The sequence below is a fragment of the Leisingera sp. ANG1 genome (assembly GCF_000203975.2).
Lineage (GTDB): Bacteria > Pseudomonadota > Alphaproteobacteria > Rhodobacterales > Rhodobacteraceae > Leisingera.
On record NZ_AFCF02000008.1, the window covers coordinates 379957 to 403652 of the forward strand.

Genomic DNA, 23696 nt, shown 5'->3' on the forward strand with positions numbered 1-23696 from the left:
ATGGGCAAAGTCATCTGCGCAGGGCTTGGCCCCGGTGATCCCGACCTGATGAGCGTCCGCTCGCACCGGCTGATCACAGGCGCGCGCCACATCGCGTACTTCCGCAAGGCAGGCCGTCAGGGCCAGGCCCGCGCCATCGTCGAGGGCATGCTGGCCGAAGGCGTCACCGAACACGCGATGGAATATCCGGTTACGACCGAAATCCATTTCTCCGACCCTGAATACAACCGGGTGCTGGGCGAATTCTATGACCAGTGGGCCGACACATTGGCCGAAATCGCCAAGGATGAGGACGTGGTGGTCCTGTGCGAGGGCGACCCGTTCCTCTATGGCTCTTACATGCATCTCTACACCCGGCTGCAAGGCCGTGCGGAGCAAGAGATCGTGCCCGGCATCACCGGCATGTCCGGCTGCTGGACCGCCTCTGGCCAGCCGATCACCTGGGGCGATGACGTGCTGACCGTGGCGATGGCGACCCTCAGCGAGGATGAGCTGGCTAAGCGCGCGGCAGAAACCGACGCGCTGGTGGTTATGAAGATCGGCCGCAACCTGCCCAAGCTGCGCCGCGCACTGGAACGGGCTGGCCGTGCCGGTGAAGCCTGGCTGGTCGAACGCGGCACCATGCCCGGCCAGACCGTTCAGAAGCTGTCGGAGATCACAGGCGAGGTGCCCTATTTCTCCATCGTATTGGTTCACGGACAGGGGCGCCGGCCATGAAACTATCGCAAAACGGCTGGGTGGTGATTGCGGGCCTCGGCCCGGGAAATGAAGCACTGGTGACCCAGGAAGTCCGCGACGTCATCGCGGAAGCCACGGATATCGTTGGCTATATCCCCTATGTGAACCGTATCGCGCCGCGCGAGGGGCTGACCCTGCACGCCACTGACAACCGGGTTGAGGTCGACCGCGCCACCCATGCGCTGGAGATGGCCGCCGAAGGCAAGCGCGTGGTCGTGGTGTCCTCCGGCGATCCGGGCGTGTTTGCCATGGCCTCCGCCGTGTTCGAGGCGCTGGAGAACAGCGCGGAAAGCCACCCCGAATGGCTGGATCTGGAGATCAAGGTGCTGCCGGGCATCACCGCGATGCTGGCCGCCGCTGCCGCCATCGGCGCGCCGCTGGGGCATGATTTCGCGGCCATCAACCTCAGCGACAACCTGAAGCCCTGGAGCCTGATCGAAAATCGCCTGCAGCTGGTTGGCGAGGCCGGTCTGGCAATGGCGTTTTACAACCCGCGCTCCAAGTCACGCCCGCATCAGTTTGCCCGCGCGCTGGAGATCCTGCGCGAGGCCTGCGGCGCGGATACGCTGATCACCTTCGCTCGCGACGTGACCAAACCCGGGCAGGAGCTGCTGACCGTGCCGCTGAAGGAGGCCACGCCTGAGATGGCCGACATGCGCACCGTGGTGATTGTCGGCAACCGCGACACCCGCAGGGTGGGCAATTACGTCTATACTCCACGCTACGCTGCCGAAGGATGAGCAATCCAGGCCATCACCTCTGCCACGCTGCCTTTGATGGGGCGCTCGGGCACCTTGGGTCTGCCGATCATGATGACCGGCAGGCCAAGACCGCGCGCGGCAGTGAGCTTGGCCGCGGCCCCCGCGCCGCCGGCGTTCTTGGCGACCACATGGGTGATGGCGTGGCACTGCATCAGCGCGGTGTCGCCCGCGACGTCAAACGGCCCGCGGGCAATCTCGACCGTTGTGTGCGGCAACGGCAGGGGCGCTTCGGGTTCGTCCACCAGCCGCAGCAGGTAGTGATGCAGGGGCTTGGCCGCGAATTGGGCGAGGTTCTGCTTGCCGATCGCCAGGAACACCCGCGCGGGGGTGTCAGGCAGAGCACCCACCGCCGCTTCGATGCTGTCCGCGTGAACCCACTGGTCGCCTTCTCCCGCCTGCCAGGCCGGGCGCTCAAAGGCGCAGAGCGGCACGCCCGCCAATGCGCAAGCGCCCACCGCGTTGGTGCTCATCTGCGCCGCGAAGGGATGGGTGGCATCGACCACATGGGTGATCCCTTCGGCCTGCAGGTAATCCGCCAGCCCGTCCGCGCCGCCAAAGCCGCCAATGCGGGTGGGCAGCGGCTGGCTGACCGGTTTGGCGGTACGGCCCGCGTAGGAGAACACCGCATCCGTGCCGGCCTCGGCCAAGGTTTTCGCGAGCGTCGAGGCCTCGGTGGTGCCGCCCAGCAGGAGGATGCGTGTCATGTCTGATCCGTGGCTCACAATCATTGGTCTGGGCGAAAATGGACTGGAAGGCTTGGGCGATGCAAGCCGGAAGGCGCTGGCGGAGGCCGATGTGATTTTCGGCGGCCCGCGGCACCTGGAACTGGCGGGTGCGGGCAGCAAAGGCCAGCCCTGGCCAGTGCCATTTTCCACCGGGCCGGTGCTGGCGATGCGCGGGCGCAAGGTGGCTGTTCTCGCCTCCGGCGATCCGTTCTGGCATGGCGCCGGCGGTTCGCTGATGCGGGATCTGGCGCCCGATGAGTGGATCTCTTACCCGGTGCCATCCTGTTTTGCGCTGGCCGCCAACCGGCTGGGCTGGAAGCTGGAAGAGGTGCTGTGCCTTGGCCTGCACGCCGCACCCTATGCGCGGCTGCGGTCTCTGCTTGGAAACGGGACGCGCGTGATTTGCACCCTGCGCGACGGCGGCGCACCAGCTGAGCTCGCAGACTGGCTGACCGCAGAGGGCTTCGGCGCCTCAAAACTGACGGTGATGGAGTGCCTGGGCGGGCCGCGCCAGCGGGTGCGTTCCGCCAAGGCCGAAGGGTTTGAATTGCAGAGCATTCAGGCGCCTGTTGCTTTGGCTGTCGAATCTGCAGGCAGCAAGGGCCTGCCGCAGGCGTCCGGGCTGGCGGATACGCAATTCACCAGCGACGGGCAGATCACCAAGCGGCCGGTCCGGGCGCTGACCCTGTCGGCCCTGGCGCCTCGTGCGGGAGAACTGCTGTGGGATATCGGCGGCGGCTCCGGCTCGGTCTCGGTCGAGTGGTGCCTGGCCGCCCCCGGCGCACAGGCCATCACTTTTGAGCCGCGCGAGAGCCGGCTGGAGAACATCCGCGCCAATGCCGCGGCTTTTGGCCTCGACCACCGGATGAAGCCGGTGCTGGGTAAGGCGCCGGCAGTGCTGGACGGCCAGCCCCTGCCTGACTGCGTCTTCATCGGCGGCGGCGGCTCGCAGGCGCTGCTGGACCACCTGTGGAATATCCTGCCCGAGGGCACCCGGCTGGTGGCCAATGGTGTCACGCTGGAAACCGAGACCCTGCTGATGCAGGCCCATGCCGCGCGCGGCGGCCATCTGCTGAAGGCGGAGATTGCCGAAGCCGGGCCGCTGGGGTCGATGCGCGACTGGCGGCGGGCGCGGCCTGTCATTCAGTGGAGCGTCACGCGATGAAGGTGGCAGGCATCGGGTTTCGCAGTGCCGCCACAGCGGCAGATCTGCAGGCGGCACTGGCATTGACCGGCGCGCAGGTGGATGCGCTGGCCTCTGTCGCGGAGAAGGCCGGGGCGCCCGCCATGCAGGAATTTGCGCGCAGCATCGGCCTGCCGGTGATTTCATTGCAGGAACAAGATATTGCCGGTGAGCAGACCTTGACCTGCTCCCCCAGGATCAAGGCGCGGTTCGGCACCGGGTCGCTGGCGGAAGCCGCGGCGCTGGCCGGGGCGCGCCACGGGGTGCCGGGCGCGCAGTCGCGCCTGCTCGCCCCCAGAGTTGTCACCGCGGATGGGCTTGCCACCGCGGCCATAGCAGAAAGACTTGAGCCATGACCGTTCACTTCATTGGCGCCGGCCCCGGCGCTGCCGATCTTCTGACCCTGCGCGGGCGCGACATCATCGCGTCCTGCCCGGTGTGCCTGTACGCGGGCTCACTGGTGCCGGAGGAAATCCTGAGCCATTGCCCGGCAGATGCAAAGATCGTGAACACCGCAGCGATGGATCTGGATGCCATCGTGGCTGAGATCAAGGCTGCGCATGCGGCAGGCCAGGACGTGGCGCGGCTGCATTCCGGCGACCTGTCGGTCTGGTCCGCCATGGGCGAGCAGATCCGCCGCCTGAAAGCAGAGGGCATCCCGGTGAGCGTCACCCCGGGCGTGCCGTCCTTTGCCGCTGCGGCTGCGGCGCTTGGGACCGAGCTCACCCTCCCCGGCCTCGGCCAGTCGGTGGTGCTGACCCGCACCCCGGGCCGCGCGTCGTCGATGCCCGCAGGCGAGTCGCTGGAGAATTTCGCGAAAACCGGCACCACCCTGGCGATCCACCTGTCGATCGGCAATCTGGACCATGTGGTCGACAGCCTGACACCGCATTACGGTGCGGACTGCCCGGTCGCCGTGGTCTACCGCGCCAGCTGGCCGGATCAGCAGATCATCCGCGCCACCCTGGACACGCTGAAAGAGTCGCTGGATGAGAAGATCTCCCGCACCGCGCTGATCCTGGTGGGGCCGGTTCTGAAGGGCGAGGGCTTTGAAGAAAGCTGCCTCTATTCCACCGACTACGACCGCCGCTACCGGCCGCAGAGCGCCGACAGCCCGTGGTCGAGCTGGAGCCATGGGGACGACTAAGGCCATGACAAGCATGAACCCTCCCGGACTGATGATCTCGGCGCCGTCCTCAGGCACCGGCAAGACCACCGTGATGCTGGGCCTTTTGCGGGCGCTGGCCGAGGACGGGCTGACCGTGCAGCCCTACAAGAGCGGACCGGACTATATCGACCCGGCATTCCACCTGGCAGCTGCCAAGCGTCCGAGCTTCAACCTGGACACCTGGGCGATGGATGGCGGGCTGCTGGATGCGGTCACTGCCCAATCTGCAGGTGCGGAAATCTGCGTCGGTGAAGGCTCCATGGGGCTTTATGACGGCGTCGCGACCCGTGGGCAGTCGGGCTTTGGCTCCTCCGCCGAGACCGCCAAGCGCATGGGCTGGCCGGTGGTGCTGGTGGTCGATGTGGGCGGTCAGGCGCAGTCCGCTGCGGCCACCGCGCTGGGGTTCAAGAACTACGACCCTGAGCTGCCCTTTGCCGGGGTGATCCTGAACCGCGTGGCAAGCCCGCGGCATGAGCGGCTGACGCGTCTGGGGATGGAGAAGGCAGGCATCAAGGTGCTGGGCTCCCTGCCCCGGCGCGGCGACCTGACCCTGCCGGAGCGGCATCTGGGCCTGATCCAGGCGGTGGAGCACCCCGATCTGGAGGCCGCCATCGCGGGCTATGCCGCCTTCCTGCGTGAGCATGTAGACCTGGAGGCAATCAAGGCCGCAGCACTGGCTGGTCAAGCGCCTGCGCCCGCAAACCTGCCCAAACCGCCCGCGCAACGGATTGCGCTGGCCCGGGATGCGGCGTTTTCCTTTACCTACCCGCATCTGCTGACCGGCTGGCGCGCTGCGGGCGCAGAAATCCTGCCGTTCTCGCCGCTCGCTGACGAGGCCCCGGCGGCGGACGCCGATCTGGTCTGGCTGCCCGGCGGCTACCCGGAGCTGCACGGCGGCACACTGGCGGCGGCGGAGACCTTCCGCGCCGGGGTGAGAAAACACGCCGAGACCAAACCGGTGCATGGCGAATGCGGCGGCTATATGGCCCTGGGCGAGGCGCTCATTGACAAGGAAGGCAACCGCCACCAGATGCTGGGCCTTCTGGGCCTCGTGACCTCTTACGAGAAGCGCAAGTTCCACCTCGGCTACCGCCGCGCCATTCTGCAGGCCGGGATGCCGGGCTTTGACGCAGGCACGGCACTACGCGGGCATGAGTTCCATTACTCCACCATTCTGGAAGAGCCTGACGCGCCGCTGGCAAATGTCATGGACGCCGACGGCGGCCCGGTGCCGGAGACCGGCTCGATCAAGGGCCACGTCACCGGCACCTTCTTCCACTTGATCACGGGAGAACAGGCATGAGCGGTTTTGTGAGCTTCGTCTCTTCCGGCCCCGGCGACCCGGAGCTGCTGACCGTCAAGGCGGTGAAGCGGCTGGAAGCGGCGGATGCGGTGCTGTTCGACGACCTGTCGTCGGGGCCAATCCTGAGCCATGCCCGCGCCGATGCCGATCTGGTTGGGGTGGGCAAACGCGCCGGCCGCCCCTCGCCCAAGCAGGATCACGTCAGCCAGCTCTTGGTCGATTACGCTCAGAGCGGCCTCAACGTGGTGCGGCTGAAATCCGGGGACTCCGGCGTCTTCGGGCGGCTGGAGGAAGAGATGACGGCACTGCGCGAGGCGGGCATCGGGTTTGAAATCGTGCCCGGCGTCACCGCAGCCTCCGCTGCTGCGGCGGCAGCCAACATTCCGCTGACCCGGCGGCTGACCGCGCGGCGGCTTCAGTTCATCACCGGCCATGACGTTACCGGCGGACTGCCGGACGATCTGAACATGGCAGCGCTGGCCGACCCGCATGCCACCACCGTGGTCTATATGGGCAAACGCACCTTTGCCGACCTGGCAGAGAAGCTGATGGAAGCGGGCCTGCCCGCGGACACCCACGCGCTGGTGGCGCAAGGGGTTTCCACTCCTGAGCAGAAACTGTTCTGCCACACCGTGGGCGAGCTGCCATCGATGCTGCGCGCGATGGAAACCAAGGCGCCGGTGCTGATCCTGTACGGGCCGCTGGCCGATCAGGATCTGCCTGCCGTATGAGCATGCCCACCCTCACCCTGTGCCGCACCTGCCGCGACGCCGACCCTGCCCTGCCCGGTCAGGTCGCCGCAGCGCTGGAGACGCCGCGCATGATGTGCGCCACGCAACTGGCTTCCCCTGCCACTAAGGCCATGTTCAGTCGCATTCTGACCAGCGGCCTGTTCGCTGGCGCTGCAGCAGGGTTGATTACCGCCCTGCTGCAGCTGTATTTCGTGTAGCCCGTGCTGCTCCACGCCGAGCTCTACGAGGGCGGCGAGCTGGTGCATTTCGGCGCTGACCCCGTAACCGCCCATCCCGACCTGCCCGGCATGTTCGCCGAACCGGTGCGCGATGGCCTCAGCATCATCTTCACCATGCTGACCTACACCGGCTATGCGCTGGTGATGGCGGCGCTGATGTCTGTGGCTGAACGCCAAGGCCATGAGATCAACGCACGCACCGGCCTGATGTGGGGCCTGGCGGGTTTCATCACCTTCCACTTCGCCCCCGGCCTGTCGCTGGCGCCGGAGGTGCCGGGTGTTGCTGCTGCTGACGTGGGCGTGCGCCAGGTCTGGTGGACCGTCACCGTGGCCGCGGCCGGCGTTGCCATGTGGCTGATTGCCTTTGGCGGCAACCTGGTCAGCTACTTGATCGCAGCCCTTTTGCTGATGGCCCCGCATATCGTTGGCGCACCTGAGCCGGAGAGCTTCTCCGGTCCGGTCCCGACCGAGATCGGCGCGCTGTTTGCCGCCCGTGCCTTCGGTGTCGGCATGGCCGCATGGGTGCTCTTGGGCAGCTTTGCCGGCTACTTCTGGCAAACAGAAGGCAAGCGCGCGGAAGCCGCAGCCTGATCCCCTGACACCTCCCGCCGGGCCTGCCCAGGCGGGAGCTTTCTTTTCGAGGATGACATGATGTCCCGTTCTCTTGCTCTTTTTGCCATCGGCCTGATCTTTGGCGGCGGCGCCGGCTTTGTGACCGCTGCCGGCAATGGCATCACCTTCGACGGCCATGATCACGGCGACCCGGCGCATCACGGCGGCGGTCATGGTGAAATGGCGGCGCATGACCATTCCCAGACCGTCAGCCTGGCGGCTGGCCCGGATGCGCCCAGCGTCGCCATCCAGCTGCACAAGGACCCGATGGCTGGATGGAACCTGCAGGTCACGCCGCAGAACTTCCGCTTTGCCCCGCAGAACGCCTCTGCCGCGGACGTGGACGGCGAAGGCCACGCGCATGTCTATGTGAACAGCGAGAAACTCGCCCGGCTCTACGCCAGCTGGATGCATATACCTGCCCTGCCCGGCGGGGCTGAGGTCAAGGTCTCGCTCAACACCAACAGCCACAGCGCGCTGCTGGTGGACGGTCAGCCGGTGGAAGCGAAGATTACCGTTCCCGCAGGCGAAGGCTCCTGAACCGTAATTCCCGGCTTGCAAGACAAATGGCACGGCCCCATAGAGGGCCGTGTTTTCACGTGAAAGGCCCCGTCATGATTGAGCTTTCCCTGATCGGCATAGGCACCGGAAACCCGCAGCACATGACGCTGCAGGCGATGGACGCGCTGAACGCTCAGGATGTGATCCTGATCCCCAACAAGGGCGCGGGCAAGGACGACCTTGCGGGACTGCGCCGCGAGATCTGCGCGCGCGCAATCCAGGGTGAAGGGCCGAGAATAGTCGAGTTCGCCCTGCCGGTGCGGGACGAGGCCACCAAGAGCTACCGCAAGCGGGTGGACGACTGGCACGACGCCATCGCCGAAATCTGGTGGCAGAACATCACGGCCCATCTGCCGGATGGCGGCAAGGCCGGGTTCCTGGTCTGGGGCGACCCGTCGCTTTATGACAGCACCATGCGGATTGCCGAGCGGCTGAAAAGGCTGGCAGAAATCAAACTGACCGTGATCCCCGGCATCACCTCGATCCAGGCGTTGACCGCAGCGCATGCGATCCCGGTTAACGAAATCGGCGCGCCCTTCACCATCACCACCGGCCGCCAGCTGCGTGAAAACGGCTGGCCGGACAGTGCTGATACGCTGGTGATCATGCTGGACGGAGAATGCTCCTTTCAGTCCATCGCGCCGCAGGGTGTGGAGATCTTCTGGACTGCCTATGCCGGGATGGAGAACCAGATATCGGTGTCCGGCCCACTGGCAGAGGTTTCAGAGCAGATCATCGCAACCCGCGCCAAGGCACGTGCCGAGCACGGCTGGATCATGGACATCTATCTGCTGCGAAAAAGCTGAAACCGGCGGCTTTGCGGCGGCTCTCATGTTACCGGGCTGGATTGAGTGGCGGGGAGACAGGGATTCGAACCCTGGGAACGCTCTCACGTTCAACGGTTTTCAAGACCGCCGCATTCGACCACTCTGCCACCTCCCCGGTCCGTCAGCGGTTTAGGATGCAACGCCGGGCGAGGCAAGGGGAAATCCTAGGCCCGCAACCAGCCCGCAAGGTAAATTTTTGAACGGCCGCCCGGCGCGCGGAAATATGCCGCCGCTGAGGCTTTCCCTTGTGCCGCGGCCCGGCAGGGTTTTCATGACCGGAAGCGCAGGCTATCATGCCGCCAAATCAAGAAGACCGGGCATTCCGGCAGGGGCGCAGAAGCGCCGCGGGCACAGGCAAGGATGAGAGCATGACAGACACCGTGTCGAGAGCAAAACACGCCCCGCGGATCGCCGCGGCGGCCCTGGGCCTGTTGGTCCTGGCAGCCTGCGAGGACGGGCCGAAGCTGGGGTTCCTGGAGCCCAAACCCAAGGCGGAGGGCGAGGTCAAGGCTTCCAGCAGCACCAAGCTGGTGGAACGCGACGTGGAAGCGCCGGATGTGTTCCAGGTGACCGAAGCGGGCCTGTGGGACGGCCGCCCCTCGATCGGCGGCGTCTGGGTGGCGCATCCCGATACCAAGGACCCGGAACGGGTGATCATCCGCAACAATGCCAATGGCCAGTTCGTGATCGGCGCCCTGTTCCGGCGCGAGCGCGAAATCCCTGGGCCGCGGCTGCAAGTGTCCTCTGATGCCGCCGCAGCACTTGGTGTACTGGCAGGCGCCCCGGTGGAGCTGAACGTGACCGCCCTGCGGCGCGAGGAGGTTGATCCCGATCCGCTGCCGGAAGAGACCGCAACCGGAGATGCCGCCCTGCCGGAAGGTACGGAAGTGACCGAGGCTGCGCTGGCCGGAAGCGAGATCTCTGAAACCCCGCTGGATCCGATTGCCGGCGCCGCGGCTGCAATCGAAGCCTCGGCACCCTCAGCCGCCTCTGCTGCGGCCCCTGCCAAGGCAGAACCTGCCGCCGCCGCGGCCCCCAAGCGGCAGAAATCCTCGCTGAGCAAGCCGTTCATCCAGATCGGCATTTTCAGTGTCGAGGCCAATGCCAAACGGACCGCCAACATGATGCGCAGCGCCGGCATGGTGCCGGAAGTGCGTGAGCAATCCGCCAGTGGCAAGACCTTCTGGCGGGTGCTGGTCGGCCCGGCACAGAACAAATCCGAACGCAGCCAGCTGCTGCAAAGCGTGAAGGAAACCGGATTCGCGGATGCCTATGCAGTCTCAAACTGATCCCCGCACCGCGCGCCTGGCGCGTGCCCTGAAATCTTCGCTGCGCATGGGCCTGGCTGCCGGGCTGGCGGTCAGCCTGTCGGCGCTGTCCGCCGCCGCCTTTGATACCAAGGCGCGCGCGGCCTATGTGCTGGATGCAGGCACCGACACGGTGCTTTTGTCCAAGAACTCCGACGTGCCGCTGCCGCCGGCCTCGATGTCCAAGCTGATGACGCTTTACGTGGCATTTGAGGCCCTGCGCGACGGGCGGCTGACGCTGGACGAGACCCTGCCGGTCAGCGAGCACGCGATGAGCTACAAGGGCTCGACCATGTTCCTGGACACGCTGGACCGGGTCCGGGTCGAAGACCTGCTGCGCGGCATCATCGTGCTGTCCGGCAACGACGCCTGTGTGGTGATTGCCGAGGCGCTGAGCCCGGATGGAACCGAGGCCGGGTTCGCCCGCTATATGACCAAGCGCGGCCAGGAACTGGGCATGACCGCCTCAACCTTTGCCAACTCCAACGGCTGGCCCGCCGCAGGGCACCGGATGTCGGTGCATGATCTGGCAATCCTGGCAGAGCGGCTGATCGAGGATTTCCCGGAATACTATCCGCTGTTTGCAGAGACCAAGTTTGAATTTGACGGCCGCGCGCCGTCCAATGTCCGCAACCGCAACCCGCTGCTGAAGCTGGGCATCGGCGCCGACGGGCTGAAGACCGGCCACACCGAGGAAGCGGGCTATGGCCTCGTCGGCTCTGCCAAGCAGGGCGACCGGCGGGTGATCTTTGTGGTTTCCGGTCTGGACAGCGAACGCGCCCGGGCAGAGGAGGCAGAAGCCCTCGTTAACTGGTCGTTTCGCCAATTTACCAAGAAAACCGTTGCCAAAGAGGGCATCCCCATCGCCGAAGCCGAGATTTGGCGGGGGGCCGAGCGATCGGTAGGGCTGGTGCCGGCCGAGGATCTGGAAATCCTGCTGCCGTCTTTGGCCGGCGGCACCATCGAGGGCGAAGTGGTCTACAGCGGCCCGATTGAGGCGCCGGTAGCCCAAGGCCAGCGGCTGGCCGAACTGGTGCTGCAGCCCGAGGAACTGCCGGAGGTGCGGCTGCCGCTGGTGGCCGAAAGCGACGTGCCCGCAGGCGGATTTGTGGTGCGGGTGAAAACCGCAGCGCAGGTGCTGATCAAGCAATTCCTGACCGGTCCCGAGGGGGCGCTGTGACAGCGGACACGGGGCGCGGCGGCGTGTTCATCACCTTCGAAGGCATCGACGGGTCCGGTAAGTCCACCCAATGCCGCCTGCTGGCCGAGGCGCTGCAGGCGGAGGGCCGGGATGTTGTGCTGACGCGCGAACCTGGCGGCTCCCCCGGCGCCGAGGAGATCCGCCGCCTGGTGCTGGAGGGCGACCCTGACCGCTGGTCGGCGGAAACTGAACTGCTCTTGTTCATGGCGGCGCGGCGCGACCATCTGGAGCGCACCATCGAGCCTGCCCTCGCAGCTGGCAAGGTGGTGATCTGCGACCGTTTTGCCGACAGCACAAGGATGTATCAGGGGCTGTCCCGCGGCGATCTGCGTGCAGCGGTGGACCAGATGCACAAGCTGATGATCGGGCGCGAACCGGACCTGACCCTGCTGATTGACATGGACCCCGCCGAAGGCCTGGCCCGCGCCAAAGGGCGGCAGGGCAAGGAAGAGCGGTTCGAGGATTTCGGGGTCGCGCTGCAGGAGAAGATGCGCGCGGGCTTCCTGGCGCTGGCGCAGGAATTTGCCACCCGCTTCCGGGTGGTCGATGGCGCCCGCCCGGTAGAGGAGATTGCGGCCGATGTACGCAAGCTGGCGGAAGCTGCCCTGAAGGGAACTGGGGCATGAGCGCTGACGAAGACCTTCCCCGCGCCGACCAGGCCGAGGGCGCACCGCATCCGCGCGAGACCCTGCGGCTGATCGGGCAAGAGGCGGCAGAGCAGGATTTCCTGACCGCCTACACTTCCGACCGCCTGCACCACGGCTGGCTGCTGACCGGCCCGCAGGGGGTGGGCAAGGCAACGCTGGCCTGGCGGATCGCCCGTTTCCTGCTGGCAACGCCGCCGGCCGAGGAGGGCCTGTTCGGCGCCCCGCCCCCGCCGCAGACGCTGGACATTGACGCAGAGCACCCGGTCTCCCACCGCATTCAGGCGCTGGCGGAACCGGGACTGGCGCCGATCACCCGCTCTTACGATGACAAGGGCAAGCTGCGCAGCCAGATCGTGGTGGACGACATCCGCAAGCTCAACCGCTTCTTTGGCCTGTCGGCCACCGACGGCGGGCGGAGGGTGGTGATCGTTGACGCCGCCGACGACATGAATGTCAGCGCCGCCAATGCGCTCTTGAAAATGCTGGAGGAGCCGCCGGCACGCACCACGATCCTGCTGATCTCGCACCAGCCCTCGCGCCTGTTGCCAACGATCCGCTCGCGCTGCCGCACCCTGCGGCTGGGGCCGCTCAGCGCGCCGGACATGGAGGCAGCGCTGGCGCAATCAGGTGTCGAGCTGCCCCAGAATATGGACAATCTCGCGGCCCTTGCTGGCGGCTCTGTCGGCGCGGCGCTGCGGCTGATCAATCTGGGTGGCCTGAAGATTTATGCCGAACTGGTGCAGATCCTCGATTCCATGCCGCGGCTGGACCGCCAGCGCGCCATGGCGCTGGCCGAGGCGGCTGCCCAGCGCGGTGCGGCTGAGAAATTCGAGCTGCTGTTGTCGCTGACCGAGATGGCGCTGGCCCGGCTGACGCGCACCGGCGCCACCGGCGCACCGCCAGCGCCGGAAGCGGCACCGCAGGAGGCAGCGATGCTGCAGCGCTTGTCCCCCGATCCGCGCAAAGCGCGCGCCTGGGCCGACCTTGCCGCGGAAGTGACAGCGCGTGCCCGCCACGGGCAAGCGGTGAACCTTGACCCCGCGGCGCTTGTCCTAGATACGGTTTTCAAGATGCAGGAAACCGCGGCGCGCTAGGCATCCGGCGCGGCGCAAGCGGCACCAGAGGATTCATGACCGAGACGCCCCCCCAGATTACGGACAGCCATTGCCACCTGGACTTTCCGGACTTCGAAGGCCGCCTGGATGAGGTGATCGCCAGCGCGGCAGAGGCCGGCGTGACCCGGATGGTGACGATCTGCACCAAGATGAAGAACGAACCGTCCGTGCGCGCCATTGCCGAGGCGCACACGCCGGTGTTCTACGCCGCTGGCACCCACCCGATGAGCGCCGCAGATGAGCCGCTGGTTACCGTTGATGAGCTGGTGGCGCTGGCCAAACACCCGAAGTTTGTCGGCATCGGCGAGACCGGGCTGGATTACCACTACACCGCCGACAGCGCCGAGGTGCAGCAGGAGTCCTTGCGTATTCACATTGCTGCCGCCCGCGAAACCGGCCTGCCGCTGATCATCCACGCCCGCGCTGCCGACGACGACATGGCCCGCATTTTGGGCGAGGAGATGAACAACGGCGCCTATTCCTGCGTGATGCACTGCTTCTCGTCTTCGGCAGAGCTGGCCAGGGCGGCCCTGGACCTGGGCTTCTACCTGTCGATGTCCGGTATTGCCGCCTTCCCCAAGAGCCAGGAGCTGCGCGATATCTTTGCCGCTGCACCCGTGGAGCGCATTCTGGTCGAGACCGACGCGCCTTATCTGGCGCCGCCGCCTTACCGCGGCAAGCGGAACGAGCCGGCCTATACTGCCTTTACCGCCAAGGTGGGGGCCGAGGTATTCGGCATGGACTACACCGCTTTTGCCGCGCAGACGCAGCAGAACTTCGACCGGCTGTTCTGGAAAGCCGCCCAGTATGAGGCTGCCGCCTGATGGCTGAGATGCGCTTTACCATCCTGGGCTCGGGCTCATCGGGCGGGGTGCCGCGCATTGGCGGCCATTGGGGCGATTGCGACCCCAAGAACCCGAAGAACCGCCGCGGCCGTTGCTCGATGCTGGTGGAGCGCATTGATGCGGGCGGCACCACCTCAGTGCTGATCGACACTCCGCCGGACATGCGCAACCAGCTTCTGGATGCAGAAGTCGAACGCCTGGACGCCGTGGTCTTCACCCATTCCCACGCCGATCATCTGCACGGGATCGATGACCTGCGCATGGTCTATTACAACATGCGCCAGCGGATCGACGTATATGCCGACGGACCGACCCAGAATGACCTTTTGAACCGGTTCGGCTACGCTTTCACACAGCCTGAAGGCTCTCCCTACCCGCCGATCCTGGACCTGAAGGCCATCAGCGGCCCGTTCACCATTGAAGGTCCCGGCGGCGCAATCCCGTTTCGCCCTTTTGAAGTGAAGCACGGTTCTGTCGATGCCCAGGGTTTCCGTATCGGCGGCCTGGCCTATCTGCCGGATGTGAAAGAGATCCCGGACGCCGCCCTGCCGGAACTGGAGGGCCTGGAAGTCTGGGTTTTGGACGCGCTGCGCCGCACGCCCCATCCGACCCATTTCAGCTTCAGCGACGCAATGGAGTGGTTCGAAAAGATGGCGCCCAAGCGCGGCATCCTGACCAACATGCATATCGACATGGACTACGCCACTTTGGAGGCCGAGACTCCGGACCACATCACGCCTGCTTATGACGGGATGGTCATCCGGATGGAGATCTGATGGGCGCGCTTGCGCCCTTTTTCATTTACGCATTTTGAGGCCGGATTTGTTTCAAAGCCTGATTGACGTCATCCTGCCGGTGTTCCTGGTTGTCGGCGCAGGCTATGCCGCCACCGCGCGGGGCGTGCTGGAGCAGGCGCATGTCGATGGGGTAATGAAATTCGCCCAAGGCTTTGCGATCCCCTGCCTGCTTTTCAAGGCAATGGCGGAACTGGATCTGTCTGCCAGCTTCAATCCGCAGCTGCTGGCGAGTTTTTATACCGGCGCCTTCACCTGTTTTCTGATCGGACTGTTTGGCGCCCGCATCCTGTTCAAGCGGGAGTGGGAGGACTGCATCGCCATCGGCTTTTGCTGCCTGTTCTCCAACTCCGTGCTGCTGGGGCTGCCGATTACCGAACGCGCCTTCGGGCCGGACAACCTGACCGGCAACTACGCAATCATCGCCTTCCATTCGCCGTTCTGCTATGGCGTCGGCATCACCGCGATGGAGTTTGTGCGCAACCGCGGGGCGGGCGGCATCAAGACTGTCACATCGGTGCTGAACGCAATGTTCCGCAATGTGCTGATCCTGGGAATCACGCTGGGGTTTGCGGTCAACCTGTCGGGGCTGGCGATTCCGCTGGTCATCAATGAGGCACTGTCGCTGCTGATCCGCGCGGCGCTGCCTGCGGCGTTGTTTGCGCTTGGCGGGGTGCTGGTGAAGTACCGCCCCGAAGGCGATATGCGGGCGATTCTGTTTGTCTGCTTCACCTCGCTGATGATCCATCCGGCGATTGTCTGGACCTTGGGATCGGCCTTGGCGCTGCCGCAGGATCTGTTCCGCTCCGGCGTTCTGAACGCCGCGATGGCGACCGGGTTCAACGGCTATATCTTCGCCAATATGTACGGGCGGGCCAAACGGGTGGCCGCGTCCTCCGTGCTGATTGCCACTGGGGCCAGTATCCTGACCGTGTGGTTCTGGCTGCTGGTTTTGAGCTGAAGAAAAAAGGGCAGCAGTTCTGACCGAATGTTTCGCGCGCGAAACATTTGGGCAGCAAGACTGACCTTATCCTTCAGATTTCATTAGCAATTTTCCACCAAAGGGTTACCGCGATCAAAACCGGGGATCATCCAGCTCCAGTGGAAATCCCTTGGGCAGCAAACCAGCCTGAAACCAGTTGATGAAGGAATGGATCGAAAACACCGGCAGGCCGGTGGCCTTCCTCACGTCGCGGGCGTAAGGCACCATATTTGTGCATTCCAGCACGATAGCGCCCAGATCCGGTATGTCCGCTACCATTGCGCGGGCTGCATCGACCATGTCCAGGCGGCAGGATTCGAAGTCAATCGAGGGCGCGTCACCCAGGATATCGCGGGTAAAGGCGCGGAGGCCGTCAGTGCCTGCAATGGGCGTATCCGGCGCAACACCTGCGGCAACAAGGTGGGCGGGTGTCAGCGTCGCCTTGGAAATAGTCAGGATGCCGCAACGCTTGCCCGCGGGCAGCAGGTTTTGCACCATCGGCACCTGCATCAGCGAGGATGTCGCCACCGGCACGCCCAGCGCCTGCTTCACCTCATCCTGGATCAGCGCCAGGAATCCGCAGTTGGTGGTGATGCCATCGGCGCCCATGGCGACCAGGTCACGGCCGGCCTCGACAAACAGGTCCACCAGCTCCTTGGGGTTGCCGCGCACGACGTTCTCAGGGTTGGCGCCGCGCACAACCTTGTAATGGACCGGGAAGTCCCAGGTCATCGCGTTGCCCATGTCGCCATAAATGCGGGGAAAGCGGGTTTCCAGCATCAGGATGCCAACCGCCGCGCCAAAAACCGTCTTGCCACCGTGTTCCATGTGAACCCCTTACTCGTCCGGGACGTAAAGCTGGGAAAAGGCGATGCGGACAGCTTCCGTCGCCTCCTCCCGCCGTTTCTCGATATGGCTGCGCATGGCCGATACCGCCGCATCCGTGTTGCGGGCTGCAATGCCTTCGACGATCTGGCGGTGGGCCGAAATGTCGCCCGGCGCCTTGCCCCCTGCCCGGTCGCGCATGCGTTTGAGGTCAATGAGCCGGATATAGCGGATCCGGCCGTTGAGGTTGTTCAGGATGCGCTGCAATTCGCTGTTACCCGAAAGCTGCGCCAACCGGGCATGGAAGCTTTCGTCCATCGCCAGCAGTTCTTCCGGGTCGGTGGCGCTTTCGTACTCCGGCTCCATCCGGTTCAGGTAATCCGCCAGCGCGGCAATGTCCCCATCCGGGGCACGGGTGCAGGCCAGCCGCACGGCTTCGCATTCCACCGCCACGCGGGCCTCATACAGGTCCATGATATAGCTGGGCGTCAGCGGGCGGCAGAAAAATCCGCGGTTGTTCTGGAAGGTCAGAAAGCCTTCGGCCACCAGCCGGTTCAGCGCTTCGCGCAGCGGCGTGCGGCTGGCGCCCAGCACCTCGGACAGGGCGCTTTCGTTGATCCGCTGGTCAGGCTTGAAGGCAAAATCCGCCGCCATCCGGCGCAGCGCCTCATACACCCTGTCCACATTGCTTTCGCGTTTGGCCATCATTCCCGCCGTGTGTTCAATCCGCGGAGCAAACTAGGGCGGTGCCCGGTCCTTGGCAAGATTGAATTCGGAATTGAATACAATTCCCTGATCAGTCACTCTTGGTGCGCAGTGTAGGGTGCCAGCTCCTGCTTCAAGAGCGCCAGGAACTCCTGCCCGACTGCCGACAGGGGGCGCGACTTGGAGGTGATCACCGCCATATCCATCATGATGCGCGGCCGGAACGGGCGGGAAACAAATCCGCCGCCGCTCTCGAAGCCCAGTACGAAGGGGTCGAGGAGCGAAACCCCCATTCCCTCCTGCACGAAACTCAGGAGGTTCTTGAACATATGCGAATGCACGCGGGTTTTCAGAGGGATCCCTGCCTGCTGAAAGACTTCCCGGGTGCGGCGGTGGGTCATGTGGTCCGGCCCCATGACAATGAAGGGCACACCCTCCAGCAATTCGGGCGTCAGCACCTCGTGTTCCGCCAGCGGACTGTCCGCAGGCATCGCCAGACGGGTTTCGACGCTGACTGGATGCACCTCCAGCCCGTCATGGATCAGCGGCATCTCGCAGACGCCGATCTCAAACAGACCGGCGATCACCCATTCCTGGATCTTCAGCGAATACTGCGCCTGGAAGGAGATCGACAAATCGGGGCGTGTACGGGCAAAACGGGCGATCAGCGCAGGCATGAAACCAAAGGACATGGAGTGCTGCGAGGCCACCTGCAGCTGACCCGCCTGTTTGTTCTGCAGGTCCGTCACTGCCTGCGCCACGTGGTCCAGCCCGCGCACCACGGTGTCGACCTCCTGAAACAGCACGCCGGCCTCCGGCGTCGGGATCAGCCGGCCCTTGCTGCGTTCGAACAGCTTGAGCCGTGTCTGGCGCTCCAGCTGGTAGAGCAGATTGGAAATGCCAGGCTGGGAGATCCCCAGTTGCTCTGCCGCACCGGTAACAGTGCCGGTTTCGACAATGGCGTGAAAGGCCTGCAGCTGGCGGAAGCGGAGAGACATGTCAGCTCATCACTTTTCATGATACCTTATCCAATTCTTTGTATTGGTAATGATGATCCAGTCAAGGCAGGCTTTTCCCGCACCTGGGAGGAAGATCAAAGTGCTGGAACAAAAGATTGCCGGGATGGATTTGTGGCATCTCGCGCTGCCCGTCTTGTCGCGCCGCGACCATGGGATCGGGTCTGTTGAGGGCTCCTGCGAAGTTGTGATTGTCCGGCTGCGCAGCGAAGGCGGCGCCGAAGGGTTTGGTGAGGCCTCGACCTGGTCGGTTTTCACCGGCACGCCCGAGGCCAGCCTTGCGGCGCTGGACCGCTACATCCGGCCGCTGGTGGAGGGCCGCCGGGTGGCGGACCGCGCGGCGATCATGGAGGATGCGGCCAAGGCAGTAGCCCATTGCACCGAAGCCAAGGCGGCGCTGGAAACCGCCCTGCTGGACCTCACCGGGCGGATCGCGGGGGTGCCGGTCTGGGCGCTGCTGGGCGGCAAGTGCCGCGATAGCATCCCTCTCAGCTGTTCGATTGCCGATCCGGATTTTGAGAAGGACGTGGAGCTGCTGCACCGGCTGCGCGCAGACAAGGTTGGGCTGATCAAGCTGAAGACCGGCTTCAAGGATCACGCCTTCGACATCATGCGGCTGGAACGGATTGCCAGAGACTTCCCCGAATTCCGGGTGCGGGTGGACTACAATCAGGGCCTCAGCATCGAGGACGCGCCTGCGCAGGTCCGCGATGTGGCGGAGTTCAAGCCGGATTTCATCGAGCAGCCGGTGCGGTTCCACCACTTTGGCATGATGGCAATGCTGCGCCAGATGATTGATGTGCCGCTCTTGGCGGACGAGAGCATCTTTGGCCCGGAGGACATGGTGCGCGCGGCACGCGAAGGCATCTGCGATGGTGTCTCGGTCAAGATCATGAAATCGGGCGGCCTCAGCCGCGGTCAGACGGTGGCGCGGATTGCGGCGGCCAACGGGCTGTCGGCCTATGGCGGCGACATGTTCGAAGCAGGGGTGGCGCATCTGGCAGGCACCCACATGATTGCGGCCACGCCAGAGATCCGGCTGGGCTGCGAGTTCTACCAGGCAAGCTATTTCCTGAAAGAGGACATACTGGAGACCCCCTTCCAGGTCGTCGACGGTCAAGTGGTGGTGCCGGACGGACCGGGCCTGGGCATCAAGCCGGATGTTGAAAAGCTGGACCGTTACGCGGTCTCAAAGAAGGTCGCGGCATGACGGCGGGAAAGAAAACCGTTGCCATCATCGGCGCCGGCATTGTCGGCGTCTCGGCCGCGATTGAGCTGCAACATGACGGGCATCAGGTGATCCTGATTGACGGCAAGGGGCCGGGTGAAGGCACCAGCCACGGCAACGGCGGCATTCTGGCCTCCTGCTCCATCGTGCCGGTCACCGGGCCGGGGCTATGGAAGAAAGCGCCGAAGATGCTGCTGGACCCGGAGCAGCCGCTGTTCATGCGCTGGGGGTACCTGCCGAAACTGGCGCCCTGGCTGATGAAATACATGGGGCATGCCAATGCCGACGACACCGCCCGCATTGCCGCGGCATTGGCACCTATCGTCGGGGACTCGCTGTCGGATCATCAGGCGCTGGCGGCCGGGACCGGGGCGGAGCGGCATTTGAAATCCTCTGACTATCTGTTCCTCTATAATGACCGCTCGCATTTCGGAGAGGACGCATTCGGCTGGGGCCTGCGCAAGAAACACGGTTTCCAGTGGGATGAGTTGGAGGGAGCGGAGTTCCGGGCCTATGACGGCATCTATTCCCGGGACATCACCTTTGCCGCGCGGCTGAAGGACCACGGCATCATCACTGACCCCGGCCAGTACGTGAAGGACCTGGCGGCCCACGTCACCGGCAATGGCGGCCGGCTGATCAAGGCCTTTGTGACGGACGTGGCGCGCGAAAACGGCACGGTGACCGGCGTGCGCGCAGGCGGCGAGACCATCCCCTGCGACGCGGTTGTGGTGGCCACCGGCGTTTGGTCCAAGCCGCTGGCAGAGAAACTGGGAATTTCCGTACCACTGGAAGCAGAACGCGGCTATCATCTTGAATTATGGGAGCCTTCGGCGATGCCCAAGGCCCCTGTGATGGTAGCAGCGGCCAAATGCGTGGTGACCCCGATGGAGGGACGGATCCGGATTGCAGGCATCGTGGAATTCGGCGGGCTGGAAGCCGGGCCGTCGAAAGGCCCGCTGGAGCTGTTGCACAGGAATGCGCGCCGCATCCTGCCGGGTGTCACCTGGAAACACGAAGAGGAATGGCAGGGCGCCCGCCCTGCCCCGGCCGACTCGATTCCGGTGATCGGCAAAGTTCCCGGCCTGTCCGGCGCCTACGTCGGTTTTGGCCACCACCACATCGGCCTGACAGGCGGACCAAAGACCGGGCGCCTGCTGGCGCAGATGATTTCGGGCCGAACCCCGAACATGGACATGAGCGCCTATGACCCGGCGCGATACGCGATCTGATACCAACCAGTGCCCCTTAAGGGGCCGCAACCACAACAGGGAGTAAATGATGAAGAAACTGACCAAACTGCTGGCCGCCACCGCGCTGACCGCAGCCGCCGCCCTGCCCGCTGCGGCTGAAACTTGGGACATGCCGATGGCCTATTCGGCGTCCAACTTCCACTCTGCCACAGGTGCCGAGTTTGCCGAGTGTGTAACCACCGGCACCGGCGGCGAAGTTGAGATCAAGACCCACCCCTCCGGCTCGCTGTTCAAGGGCGCCGACATCAAGCGCGCTGTGCAGACCGGCCAGGCCCCCATTGGCGAGCGGCTGCTGTCCGGCCACCAGAACGAAAACGCGCTCTTTGGCTTTGACTCGATCCCGTTCCTGGCGACCTCCTTTGATGACAGCGACAGGCTGTGGAAGGCGGCAAAGCCCTCCATCGAAAAACTGCTGGCTGAGCAAAACCTGACCCTGCTTTACGCTGTGCCGTGGCCGCCGCAGGGCCTCTATTTCAAGAATGAGGTGAACTCGGTGGCCGACATGAAAGGCATCAAGTTCCGCTCCTACAACAATGCCACCTCGCGGCTGGCGGAGCTGACAGGCATGCTGCCGGTGACCATCGAGGCGGCTGAGATCAGCCAGGCCTTTGCCACCGGTGTGGCGGAGTCGATGGTCTCCTCCGGCTCCACCGGGTATGACCGCAAAGTCTGGGAAAGCCTGAACTATTTCTACGAAGTGGATGCCTGGCTGCCCCGCAACTACGTGTTTGTGAACTCCGATGTCTGGAACGGCACCTCCGAGGCCAACCAGAACGTGATCAAGGGCTGTGCCAAGCTGGCGGAATACGCGGGCAACTGGCGCGCCAAGGAGTACACCGGCTTTACCCTGCAGGGCCTGCGCGATGGCGGCATGACCGTGGGTCCGGCGTCCGATCAGATGGTGGGCGAGCTGAAGGAAATCGGCGTCACCATGACCAATGAGTGGCTGGAAGCGGCCGGCGAAGAAGGCAAGGCCATCGTCGACGCCTTCCGCGCTGAGTAATCAGACAAATTGGTACGGGCGGCGCGGCAGGTGCCGCCCGTAGTCTTATAAGAATAATGCCGATGGGGATGCTATGACTGTGCTCAGGGGGCTGCGCTCCGGACTGGATTTTCTCTACCTTGCGGCGGGGGTGCTGGCCGCGCTCTGCCTGATTGCCATTCTGGGGCTGATCGTGGTCCAGATGCTGGCCCGCTGGACCGGTGAGGTCTTCCCCGGCGCGCCGGATTACGCAGGCTATGCGATGGCCGCTGCGTCCTTCCTGGCCTTTGCCAATGCCCTGAACCGCGGCAGCCATATCCGGGTGTCGATCCTGCTGAACGCCGTGCCCGAAGGTTTCCGCCGGGTGCTGGAAATCTGGTGTTTCGGCATCGGCACCGCGGTGATGTGGTACTTCTGCTTCTACGCCTATCGCTTTGTCTACTGGAGCTGGAAGTTCAACGACGTGAGCCAGGGTCAGGACCGCACGCCGCTTTGGATCCCGCAAAGCGCCATGCTGATCGGCGCGGTCATCCTGGCCATCGCCCTCACCGACCACCTGATCCACGTGATTTTCCGCGGCGACCACCGCATCACCCGGGATCTCGAAGATCAGAGCCACGCGGAGTAAGGGCCCATGGAAAACATCTCAGTCATCATCCTCTTCCTCTTCGTGCTGTTCACGCTTCTGGGCACCGGCGTTTGGGTCGGCCTGGCGCTGATGGGCGTGGCCTGGGTTGGCATGGAATTGTTCACCACACGGCCTGTGGGCGACGTGATGCTGACCACGGTCTGGTCGGCTTCCTCCAGCTGGACCCTGACGGCGCTGCCGATGTTTATCTGGATGGGCGAAATCCTGTACCGGACCCGATTATCCGAGGACATGTTCAAGGGCCTCAGCCCCTGGATGGCGCCCCTGCCCGGCGGGCTGGTGCACACCAATATCGTCGGCTGCACGGTATTTGCCGCGGTCTCCGGCTCCTCCGCCGCGACGCTGACCACGGTGGGTAAGATGTCCATCCCGGAGCTGCGCAAGCGCAACTACCCCGAGAAAATGGTGATCGGCACCCTGACCGGCGCGGCCACCCTGGGCCTGATGATCCCTCCGTCGCTGACGCTGATTGTCTATGGCGTCACCATCAATGAATCGATCACCAAGCTGTTCTTTGCTGGCATCCTGCCCGGCCTGGTGCTGGCGGCGATGTTCATGGGCTATGTGGCGGTCTATTCCAAGGTCGGCAAGGACTGGAACCCGAACAGGGAGGACAAGCTGACCTTCGCGCAAAAGGTCAAGAACTCCCGCTTTCTGGCGCCGGTGATTGCGCTGATCGTGGTGGTGATCGGGTCGATGTACCTGGGCTTTGCCACGGCAACCGAGGCTGCCGCATTCGGCGTTATCGGCTCGCTGCTGCTGGCACTTGGCCAAGGCTCTCTGAATTGGAAGACCTTCACCGAGAGCCTGATGGGCGCCACCCGCACCAGTGCGATGATTGCATTGATCCTGGCGGGCGCGGCCTTCCTGTCGCTGTCGATGGGCTTCACCGGCTTGCCGCGGGGCCTTGCCGACCTGATTGCCGGCTGGGAGCTTTCGCGCCTGGAACTCCTCATGGTGCTCCTGGTGTTCTACATCGTGCTTGGCTGCTTCCTCGACGGCATCTCCTCGGTGGTGCTGACCATGGCAGTGGTGGAGCCGATGATCCGCCAGGCCGGCATCGACCTCATTTGGTTCGGCATCTTCATCGTGGTGGTTGTGGAAATGGCGCAGATCACTCCGCCGATCGGTTTCAACCTGTTTGTGATGCAGGGCATGACCCACCACGAGATGAGCTATATCGCCCGTGCCGCGATCCCGATGTTCCTGATCATGGTGCTGATGGTGTTTGTGCTGATCGCCTTCCCGGAGCTGGCAACCTACCTGCCGAACAACCTCAGGCCGGGACCGGTCTAACCT

25 protein-coding genes, 1 tRNA gene and 1 pseudogene are annotated in these 23696 nt (G+C 64.6%); 22 read left to right on the forward strand and 5 right to left on the reverse strand.

Going from position 1 to position 23696, the window contains the following annotated elements:
• Window positions 1–717, forward strand: a complete 717-nt coding sequence (locus GC1_RS14505; RefSeq protein ID WP_029205069.1) for a precorrin-2 C(20)-methyltransferase — start codon at window positions 1–3, stop codon at window positions 715–717.
• Entirely contained in the window at window positions 714–1478 is a 765-nt protein-coding gene (gene cobJ / locus GC1_RS14510) for a precorrin-3B C(17)-methyltransferase (protein WP_019298445.1), read from the forward strand. Before GC1_RS14505 ends, cobJ begins: the two co-directional genes overlap by 4 nt.
• On the opposite strand, the gene GC1_RS14515 is transcribed toward cobJ, so the two are convergent.
• Window positions 1460–2203 carry a cobalt-precorrin-6A reductase gene (locus GC1_RS14515; protein WP_019298444.1) on the reverse strand — a complete coding sequence of 248 codons (744 nt, stop codon included), beginning with the start codon at window positions 2201–2203 and terminating at the stop codon, window positions 1460–1462. The two genes, cobJ and GC1_RS14515, sit on opposite strands and share 19 nt — an antisense overlap.
• Between GC1_RS14515 and GC1_RS14520 the strand changes: the two genes are divergently transcribed.
• The 8 genes and pseudogenes from GC1_RS14520 to cobF all read left to right on the forward strand — a co-directional run bounded on the left by GC1_RS14520 (window position 2202) and on the right by cobF (window position 8827).
• Window positions 2202–3389, forward strand: a complete 1188-nt coding sequence (locus tag GC1_RS14520) for a bifunctional cobalt-precorrin-7 (C(5))-methyltransferase/cobalt-precorrin-6B (C(15))-methyltransferase (RefSeq protein WP_019298443.1) — start codon at window positions 2202–2204, stop codon at window positions 3387–3389. The genes GC1_RS14515 and GC1_RS14520 overlap by 2 nt on opposite strands.
• Window positions 3386–3763, forward strand: a complete 378-nt coding sequence (locus GC1_RS14525) for a cobalamin biosynthesis protein (RefSeq protein WP_019298442.1) — start codon at window positions 3386–3388, stop codon at window positions 3761–3763. The genes GC1_RS14520 and GC1_RS14525 overlap by 4 nt, the downstream gene beginning before the upstream one ends.
• Window positions 3760–4554 carry a precorrin-4 C(11)-methyltransferase gene (cobM, locus tag GC1_RS14530; RefSeq protein WP_019298441.1) on the forward strand — a complete coding sequence of 265 codons (795 nt, stop codon included), beginning with the start codon at window positions 3760–3762 and terminating at the stop codon, window positions 4552–4554. Before GC1_RS14525 ends, cobM begins: the two co-directional genes overlap by 4 nt.
• A gap of 4 nt (window positions 4555–4558) precedes the next feature.
• Complete coding sequence (locus GC1_RS14535) at window positions 4559–5878, forward strand: cobyrinate a,c-diamide synthase (protein WP_019298440.1); 1320 nt, start codon at window positions 4559–4561, stop codon at window positions 5876–5878.
• Window positions 5875–6609 (forward strand): uroporphyrinogen-III C-methyltransferase, encoded by a 735-nt coding sequence (gene cobA / locus GC1_RS14540; protein WP_019298439.1) that lies wholly within the window; start codon window positions 5875–5877, stop codon window positions 6607–6609. The genes GC1_RS14535 and cobA overlap by 4 nt, the downstream gene beginning before the upstream one ends.
• A 131-nt stretch (window positions 6610–6740) precedes the next feature.
• A pseudogene (locus GC1_RS14545) lies at window positions 6741–7439 on the forward strand (CbtA family protein).
• A gap of 60 nt (window positions 7440–7499) precedes the next feature.
• A complete protein-coding gene (locus GC1_RS14550; protein ID WP_029205068.1) occupies window positions 7500–8000 on the forward strand; it encodes a hypothetical protein in 501 nt (166 codons plus the stop codon).
• Between the two features lie 74 nt (window positions 8001–8074).
• A complete protein-coding gene (gene cobF / locus GC1_RS14555; RefSeq protein ID WP_019298435.1) occupies window positions 8075–8827 on the forward strand; it encodes a precorrin-6A synthase (deacetylating) in 753 nt (250 codons plus the stop codon).
• A gap of 46 nt (window positions 8828–8873) precedes the next feature.
• On the opposite strand, the gene GC1_RS14560 is transcribed toward cobF, so the two are convergent.
• Window positions 8874–8963, reverse strand: a tRNA-Ser gene (locus tag GC1_RS14560).
• A 253-nt stretch (window positions 8964–9216) separates the two neighbouring features.
• On the opposite strand from GC1_RS14560, the gene GC1_RS14565 reads away from it, so the two are divergent.
• The 7 genes from GC1_RS14565 to GC1_RS14595 are packed head-to-tail and all read left to right on the forward strand — an operon-like array spanning window position 9217 to window position 15718.
• Window positions 9217–10137, forward strand: a complete 921-nt coding sequence (locus GC1_RS14565) for an SPOR domain-containing protein (RefSeq protein WP_029205067.1) — start codon at window positions 9217–9219, stop codon at window positions 10135–10137.
• Between the two features lie 46 nt (window positions 10138–10183).
• Window positions 10184–11335 carry a D-alanyl-D-alanine carboxypeptidase family protein gene (locus tag GC1_RS14570; RefSeq protein ID WP_052257715.1) on the forward strand — a complete coding sequence of 384 codons (1152 nt, stop codon included), beginning with the start codon at window positions 10184–10186 and terminating at the stop codon, window positions 11333–11335.
• Window positions 11332–11982 (forward strand): dTMP kinase, encoded by a 651-nt coding sequence (tmk, locus tag GC1_RS14575; RefSeq protein WP_019298432.1) that lies wholly within the window; start codon window positions 11332–11334, stop codon window positions 11980–11982. The genes GC1_RS14570 and tmk overlap by 4 nt, the downstream gene beginning before the upstream one ends.
• A complete protein-coding gene (locus GC1_RS14580; protein WP_019298431.1) occupies window positions 11979–13097 on the forward strand; it encodes a DNA polymerase III subunit delta' in 1119 nt (372 codons plus the stop codon). Before tmk ends, GC1_RS14580 begins: the two co-directional genes overlap by 4 nt.
• 35 nt (window positions 13098–13132) lie before the next feature.
• A complete protein-coding gene (locus GC1_RS14585; RefSeq protein ID WP_019298430.1) occupies window positions 13133–13942 on the forward strand; it encodes a TatD family hydrolase in 810 nt (269 codons plus the stop codon).
• The gene (locus tag GC1_RS14590) at window positions 13942–14739 is read left to right on the forward strand and encodes an MBL fold metallo-hydrolase (RefSeq protein WP_019298429.1); all 798 of its coding nucleotides are present in this window, start codon (window positions 13942–13944) and stop codon (window positions 14737–14739) included. The genes GC1_RS14585 and GC1_RS14590 overlap by 1 nt, the downstream gene beginning before the upstream one ends.
• A 46-nt stretch (window positions 14740–14785) precedes the next feature.
• Window positions 14786–15718, forward strand: coding sequence for an AEC family transporter (locus GC1_RS14595; protein WP_019298428.1), 933 nt, complete (start codon window positions 14786–14788; stop codon window positions 15716–15718).
• Between the two features lie 114 nt (window positions 15719–15832).
• Here the strand turns inward: GC1_RS14595 and GC1_RS14600 are convergent, their stop codons facing one another.
• From GC1_RS14600 to GC1_RS14610, 3 genes are all read right to left on the reverse strand, one after another.
• Window positions 15833–16567, reverse strand: a complete 735-nt coding sequence (locus GC1_RS14600) for an aspartate/glutamate racemase family protein (protein ID WP_019298427.1) — start codon at window positions 16565–16567, stop codon at window positions 15833–15835.
• Window positions 16568–16576: 9 nt separating this feature from the next.
• A complete protein-coding gene (locus GC1_RS14605; protein ID WP_029205065.1) occupies window positions 16577–17269 on the reverse strand; it encodes a GntR family transcriptional regulator in 693 nt (230 codons plus the stop codon).
• A 95-nt stretch (window positions 17270–17364) separates the two neighbouring features.
• A complete protein-coding gene (locus GC1_RS14610) occupies window positions 17365–18267 on the reverse strand; it encodes a LysR family transcriptional regulator (protein ID WP_019298425.1) in 903 nt (300 codons plus the stop codon).
• Between the two features lie 52 nt (window positions 18268–18319).
• Here GC1_RS14610 and GC1_RS14615 point away from each other — a divergent pair, with 52 nt between their 5' ends.
• The 5 genes from GC1_RS14615 (at window position 18320) to GC1_RS14635 (ending at window position 23693) form a co-directional block, all read left to right on the forward strand.
• The gene (locus tag GC1_RS14615) at window positions 18320–19495 is read left to right on the forward strand and encodes an enolase C-terminal domain-like protein (RefSeq protein WP_052260469.1); all 1176 of its coding nucleotides are present in this window, start codon (window positions 18320–18322) and stop codon (window positions 19493–19495) included.
• On the forward strand, window positions 19492–20745 hold the full coding sequence (locus GC1_RS14620) for an NAD(P)/FAD-dependent oxidoreductase (RefSeq protein ID WP_019298423.1): 1254 nt from the start codon (window positions 19492–19494) through the stop codon (window positions 20743–20745). The genes GC1_RS14615 and GC1_RS14620 overlap by 4 nt, the downstream gene beginning before the upstream one ends.
• Before the next feature lie 49 nt (window positions 20746–20794).
• Window positions 20795–21769 (forward strand): TRAP transporter substrate-binding protein, encoded by a 975-nt coding sequence (locus tag GC1_RS14625; protein WP_029205064.1) that lies wholly within the window; start codon window positions 20795–20797, stop codon window positions 21767–21769.
• Window positions 21770–21842: 73 nt separating this feature from the next.
• The gene (locus GC1_RS14630; protein WP_019298421.1) at window positions 21843–22376 is read left to right on the forward strand and encodes a TRAP transporter small permease; all 534 of its coding nucleotides are present in this window, start codon (window positions 21843–21845) and stop codon (window positions 22374–22376) included.
• 6 nt (window positions 22377–22382) lie between these two features.
• A complete protein-coding gene (locus GC1_RS14635; protein WP_019298420.1) occupies window positions 22383–23693 on the forward strand; it encodes a TRAP transporter large permease in 1311 nt (436 codons plus the stop codon).
• Window positions 23694–23696 lie beyond the last annotated feature (3 nt).

What these genes read in the sequence shown, in the direction of transcription:
- GC1_RS14505 (WP_029205069.1), top strand. Translation starts at nt 1, where the DNA reads ATGGGCAAAGTCATCTGCGCAGGGCTTGGCCCCGGTGATCCCGACCTG.
- cobJ (WP_019298445.1), top strand. Translation starts at nt 714, where the DNA reads ATGAAACTATCGCAAAACGGCTGGGTGGTGATTGCGGGCCTCGGCCCG.
- GC1_RS14520 (WP_019298443.1), top strand. Translation starts at nt 2,202, where the DNA reads ATGTCTGATCCGTGGCTCACAATCATTGGTCTGGGCGAAAATGGACTG.
- GC1_RS14515 (WP_019298444.1), bottom strand. Translation starts at nt 2,203, where the DNA reads ATGACACGCATCCTCCTGCTGGGCGGCACCACCGAGGCCTCGACGCTC.
- GC1_RS14525 (WP_019298442.1), top strand. Translation starts at nt 3,386, where the DNA reads ATGAAGGTGGCAGGCATCGGGTTTCGCAGTGCCGCCACAGCGGCAGAT.
- cobM (WP_019298441.1), top strand. Translation starts at nt 3,760, where the DNA reads ATGACCGTTCACTTCATTGGCGCCGGCCCCGGCGCTGCCGATCTTCTG.
- GC1_RS14535 (WP_019298440.1), top strand. Translation starts at nt 4,559, where the DNA reads ATGACAAGCATGAACCCTCCCGGACTGATGATCTCGGCGCCGTCCTCA.
- cobA (WP_019298439.1), top strand. Translation starts at nt 5,875, where the DNA reads ATGAGCGGTTTTGTGAGCTTCGTCTCTTCCGGCCCCGGCGACCCGGAG.
- GC1_RS14550 (WP_029205068.1), top strand. Translation starts at nt 7,500, where the DNA reads ATGTCCCGTTCTCTTGCTCTTTTTGCCATCGGCCTGATCTTTGGCGGC.
- cobF (WP_019298435.1), top strand. Translation starts at nt 8,075, where the DNA reads ATGATTGAGCTTTCCCTGATCGGCATAGGCACCGGAAACCCGCAGCAC.
- GC1_RS14565 (WP_029205067.1), top strand. Translation starts at nt 9,217, where the DNA reads ATGACAGACACCGTGTCGAGAGCAAAACACGCCCCGCGGATCGCCGCG.
- GC1_RS14570 (WP_052257715.1), top strand. Translation starts at nt 10,184, where the DNA reads ATGGGCCTGGCTGCCGGGCTGGCGGTCAGCCTGTCGGCGCTGTCCGCC.
- GC1_RS14580 (WP_019298431.1), top strand. Translation starts at nt 11,979, where the DNA reads ATGAGCGCTGACGAAGACCTTCCCCGCGCCGACCAGGCCGAGGGCGCA.
- GC1_RS14585 (WP_019298430.1), top strand. Translation starts at nt 13,133, where the DNA reads ATGACCGAGACGCCCCCCCAGATTACGGACAGCCATTGCCACCTGGAC.
- GC1_RS14590 (WP_019298429.1), top strand. Translation starts at nt 13,942, where the DNA reads ATGGCTGAGATGCGCTTTACCATCCTGGGCTCGGGCTCATCGGGCGGG.
- GC1_RS14600 (WP_019298427.1), bottom strand. Translation starts at nt 16,567, where the DNA reads ATGGAACACGGTGGCAAGACGGTTTTTGGCGCGGCGGTTGGCATCCTG.
- GC1_RS14605 (WP_029205065.1), bottom strand. Translation starts at nt 17,269, where the DNA reads ATGGCCAAACGCGAAAGCAATGTGGACAGGGTGTATGAGGCGCTGCGC.
- GC1_RS14610 (WP_019298425.1), bottom strand. Translation starts at nt 18,267, where the DNA reads ATGTCTCTCCGCTTCCGCCAGCTGCAGGCCTTTCACGCCATTGTCGAA.
- GC1_RS14615 (WP_052260469.1), top strand. Translation starts at nt 18,320, where the DNA reads ATGATCCAGTCAAGGCAGGCTTTTCCCGCACCTGGGAGGAAGATCAAA.
- GC1_RS14620 (WP_019298423.1), top strand. Translation starts at nt 19,492, where the DNA reads ATGACGGCGGGAAAGAAAACCGTTGCCATCATCGGCGCCGGCATTGTC.
- GC1_RS14625 (WP_029205064.1), top strand. Translation starts at nt 20,795, where the DNA reads ATGAAGAAACTGACCAAACTGCTGGCCGCCACCGCGCTGACCGCAGCC.
- GC1_RS14630 (WP_019298421.1), top strand. Translation starts at nt 21,843, where the DNA reads ATGACTGTGCTCAGGGGGCTGCGCTCCGGACTGGATTTTCTCTACCTT.
- GC1_RS14635 (WP_019298420.1), top strand. Translation starts at nt 22,383, where the DNA reads ATGGAAAACATCTCAGTCATCATCCTCTTCCTCTTCGTGCTGTTCACG.